This window comes from Mycobacteriales bacterium, assembly GCA_035550055.1.
Taxonomy (GTDB): Bacteria; Actinomycetota; Actinomycetes; order JAFAQI01; family JAFAQI01; genus DASZTV01.
Genome location: DASZRO010000011.1, coordinates 1 through 3,458 on the forward strand (window position 1 = coordinate 1; position 3,458 = coordinate 3,458).

The 3,458-nt window shown below is 68.7% G+C and carries 4 protein-coding genes; 2 read left to right on the plus strand and 2 right to left on the minus strand.

What is annotated here, in order from left to right:
- A partial coding sequence (locus VG899_01715) for a dihydrofolate reductase family protein (GenBank protein ID HWA65073.1) occupies positions 1-342 on the minus strand: 342 nt, incomplete at its 3' end.
- A 103-nt stretch (positions 343-445) separates the two neighbouring features.
- On the opposite strand from VG899_01715, the gene VG899_01720 reads away from it, so the two are divergent.
- Positions 446-1,945 carry a diguanylate cyclase gene (locus VG899_01720; GenBank protein HWA65074.1) on the plus strand — a complete coding sequence of 500 codons (1,500 nt, stop codon included), beginning with the start codon at positions 446-448 and terminating at the stop codon, positions 1,943-1,945.
- Positions 1,946-2,152: 207 nt separating this feature from the next.
- Entirely contained in the window at positions 2,153-3,292 is a 1,140-nt protein-coding gene (locus VG899_01725; GenBank protein ID HWA65075.1) for a glutathione-independent formaldehyde dehydrogenase, read from the plus strand.
- A gap of 21 nt (positions 3,293-3,313) precedes the next feature.
- On the opposite strand, the gene VG899_01730 is transcribed toward VG899_01725, so the two are convergent.
- A complete protein-coding gene (locus tag VG899_01730) occupies positions 3,314-3,445 on the minus strand; it encodes an ANTAR domain-containing protein (GenBank protein HWA65076.1) in 132 nt (43 codons plus the stop codon).
- Positions 3,446-3,458: the final 13 nt, after the last annotated feature.

Consider the following 3,458-nt stretch of genomic DNA (forward strand, 5'->3'; position numbering starts at 1 on the left):
TTTCAGCCGAGTGATCTCGGCGACTGCGTCACCGGTGACGAGGCGGGTGTTCCAGTCGACCGTGCGCAGAGAAGAGGAGAACACCACCTTCGGCATCTCGCGCCAGCGGCGGGCGAACTCGATCTCCGCCGGCGTGACTCCCGGCTGCTGGTCGGCGGTCGGCCAGTGCGAGCTCATCGCCTCCCACAGCTTGCGCCCGTACAGCGCCGTGCCGGTGGCCGCCACCCGGTCGGACCACCACTGGAACAGCTCCGCGCTCGGCGCACTCCAGCCGAGGTCGTCACCGCGCCCAGCAATGTAGCCGTCGACGCTCACGTTCATGCCGAAGGTCAGCTTTCGCACGATTTGAGTCTCCCGCGCAGGAGCATCGCGTGGCCGACATCGCTGCCCAAGATGGTCAAAAAGGGGGATGGTCGGCCTGCGGTTTCCGGGCCACTGTGGACCCGTGCCATCGACCCAGCCTGACCGTCTCGGCCACCCGGCGCTGCCCCGGCAGAGCGAGCCGGTCGAGCCCCCGATTCCGAGGCGGAGCCCCGACTTCTACGCCGAGCTGCTCGAGGCGGCACCCGACGGCATTGTCGTCGTCGACGGCCGAGGCACGATCCAGCTCACCAACCGCAAAGCGGAGCTGCTGTTCGGGTGGACGCGCGAGGAGCTGGTCGGCAAGCCGCTCGAGACGCTCGTGCCGCACCGTGCGCGTGCCGGGCATCCGACGCACCGCGAAGGCTACGTGCGCGATCCGCGCAACCGCCCGATGGGTACGGGGCTCGAGCTCACCGCGTTGCGCGCCGACGGCACCGAGTTCCCGGTGGACATCGGCCTGAGCCCTCTCGTCACCGACGAGGGAACGTTCGTCTCCGCCGCGGTACGCGACGCGAGCGACCGCAAGCGCAAGGAGCAGGAGCTGCGCGACGCCAACGCTCAGCTGCGGTCGGCGGTGATGGATCTCGAAGCGCGCTCGCGGGACATGTCGGCGCTGTCGCGGGCGAGCCAGGTCATGCAGAGCTGCGCCCGCCTCGACGAAGCGATGCAGGTCATCGCCCGCGCCGGCGCGAGCCTGTTCGAAGGCGTCCCCGGCGCGGTGTTCGCGGCGCTCGCCGATCACGACGGCCTGGAGCCGGTCGCGACCTGGAATGGTCTCGAGCCAGCTGAGGCGTTCCACGCGGAGGACTGCTGGGCGCTGCGTACCGGACACGTGCACCAGCTCGGCAACGACGCGCTTGCTCTTCCGTGCCCGCACATGCCGGCCGACACCGCCTGGTCGGTGTGTGTCCCGTTGATCGCCCAGAACGAGGCGATCGGCGTCGTTCACGTTCGGGTCGCCACCCGAGACGACGCGTTGCCCGCGCTGCACCGCATCGAGGAGCTGGCCAATCTGGTCCGAGACCAGTGGAGCCTGACGCTGGCGAACATCCGGCTGCGTGACACCCTTCGCGACCAGTCGATCCGAGATGCGCTGACCGGCCTGTTCAACCGTCGTTTCCTCGACGAGTCCTTCGACCGCGAGCTGGAACGAGCCCGGCGTCGCAAGCAGAGCCTCGCGGTCGCGGTGTTGGACCTGGACCACTTCAAGCTGTTCAACGACACGCACGGCCACCACGGCGGCGACGTCGTACTCCGCAACCTCGGCCGCTTCCTGCTCGAGTCCACCCGTGGCGAGGACGTCGTCGCGCGATTCGGCGGCGAGGAGTTCGTGGTGATCCTGCCGGACACCCCACTCGCCGACGGCGTGGTGCGGGCACAGCGCCTCGGCGTCGAGTGGCAGCGCCGCGGCGAGGCGACCACCGGCGTCCTGCAGCCGTTCCCGACGATCTCGATCGGGGTGGCGGAGTACCCGTCGAACGGTGAGACCACGCGCGAGCTGCTCGGGGCTGCCGACGCCGCGCTCTACGAGGCAAAGGACCAGGGCCGCAACCGGGTCGTCGGAGCGCCCGCCCGCGCCTGAAGACGACAGGTACGACGGATGCGCCCGCCGGCGGCGTCCGGGCTGGCTGTTTGTTGCCGGAACGGCCGGGCAGATTGGCGACGTTCACCCCGACTCAGCAGCGAGTCGACGATGTGCGAACCGCACACCAGCCCGGGCGCGCCCACGCCTGACTCCGGGGCGCCCGTGCACCAGCCCACTTCACCGATCAGTGGGAGGACCAACCTCATGAAGGCTGTCGTCTACAAAGCACCGTTCCAGGTCAGCGTCGAAAACGTCGACGACCCGAAGATCGAGAAGCCGGGTGACGCGATCATCCGGATCACCACCGCAAACATATGCGGGTCGGATCTTCACCCCTACGAGGGACGAGTCGACATGGATCCGGGCATGGTGCTCGGCCACGAGAACATGGGCATCGTCGAGGAGGTGGGCCCAGGAGTCACCCGGATCAAAGTGGGTGACCGGGTCTCCGTACCGTTCAACCTCGCCTGCGGCACCTGCCGCAACTGCAACGACGGCTGGACGTCGGCCTGTCTGCGGGCGAACCCCTCGGGCCAGCCGGGCGCCGGCTACGGCTATCCGATGATGGGCCCGTACTGGGGCGGGCAGGCAGAGTTGCTCCGGGTTCCGTGGGCGGACTTCAACCTGCTCGAGCTCCCCGAGGGCAACGAGTGGGAGAACGACTTCACCATGTTGTCGGACATCTTCCCGACCGGCTACCACGGCACCGAGCTGGCGAAGGTGACTCCGGGCAAGACCGTCGCGATCTTCGGCGCGGGGCCGGTCGGTCTGCTCGCCGCGATGAGCGCGAACGTCCGCGGCGCTTCGCAGACGTTCGTCGTCGACTACCAGGCTGACCGCCTCGCACTTGCCGAGCGGATCGGCGCGACCGCCATCAACCTCGCCGAGACGGAGCCGGTCGAAGCCGTGATGGACGCCACCGACGGGTTCGGGGTCGACTGCGGGGTCGAGGCGGTCGGGTACCAGGCGCACGACCCGGCCGGCCAGGAGCACCCGGCGATGGTGCTCGACAACCTCGTCGCCTGCGTCCGGGCGACCGGGGCGATCGGGGTCGTCGGGGTCTACGAACCGGAAGACCCCGGTGCCGCAACGGAGGAGGCGAAGCAGGGCCGGTACCCGTTCGACTTCGGGACCGCCTTCACCAAGGGGATTTCCTTCGGCACCGGTCAGTGTCCGGTCAAGAAGTACAACCGCTATCTGCGCGACCTGATCATCCGCGGCCAGGCGAACCCGTCCGTGATCGTGTCCCACGAAGTGAGCCTCGACGAAGCACCTGACGCCTACAGCCGGTTCGACAAGCGCGAAGACGGCTACAGCAAGGTGCTGCTGCATCCCGCCGCATAGGGCTCGTCCCGACGCGAGCGGCTACCGCTTCGAGGAGCCGACTCGGACGACCTCCCGCGCCACGTCCACCAGTTTCAGGTGGCTCGTCTGCGAGCGTCGTACCAGGACGTCGAACGCGGCGGCTTCGTCCACCTTCAGCGTGATCATGATCATCCCCTTGGCCTGC

Bases quoted from the DNA above. Each gene is read 5' to 3' on its own strand.
- VG899_01725 (HWA65075.1), top strand. From the start codon at position 2,153: ATGAAGGCTGTCGTCTACAAAGCACCGTTCCAGGTCAGCGTCGAAAAC.
- VG899_01730 (HWA65076.1), bottom strand. From the start codon at position 3,445: ATGATCATGATCACGCTGAAGGTGGACGAAGCCGCCGCGTTCGACGTC.